Below are 397 nucleotides of genomic sequence, written 5' to 3'. Positions count from 1 at the left end.
GGACATTTCTTTGGGGCGGGACGCGGCGGCGGCCGATCGTAACGCAGCGCGGCGGTGCCAGAATGCCGACCGTCGCGCCCCCGCGCAGTCCGTGAGGCCCTTCCTTCCATGACGCTCCGCATCTCCGCCCGCGCACTGCGCACGGCCTACCGTCTGCTGACCACCTTCCGCCCACGGGGCGCGGCCCGCTATCCCGGCGAGCCGGCGGCGGCGGTGTTCCAAGGCGACGCGCAGCCTGGTGCTTCCGGTGCGGCCTCCGCGGCGCCAGCGCTGGCCGCCGCCCCCATTCCGCCCCGCATCTGGACATACTGGGACACGGAAGCGGCCGACCCGATGGTGGACCAGTGCGTCGCCAACTGGCGCGCCCACTGCCCCGGCTTCGAAGTGCAGGTGATCC

Annotated in this window: 1 protein-coding gene; it reads left to right on the top strand. The window is 73.3% G+C overall.

What is annotated here, in order from left to right; translation table 11 throughout:
* Positions 1–108: 108 nt before the first annotated feature.
* On the top strand, positions 109–397 hold a 289-nt coding region (locus JZ791_RS44515; RefSeq protein ID WP_216904043.1), incomplete at its 3' end, for a glycosyltransferase family 32 protein.

The sequence above is a fragment of the Nocardia alni genome (assembly GCF_019038435.1).
Classification (GTDB): domain Bacteria; phylum Actinomycetota; class Actinomycetes; order Mycobacteriales; family Mycobacteriaceae; genus Nocardia; species Nocardia alni.
This window is presented reverse-complemented; position numbering and strand designations above follow the sequence as displayed.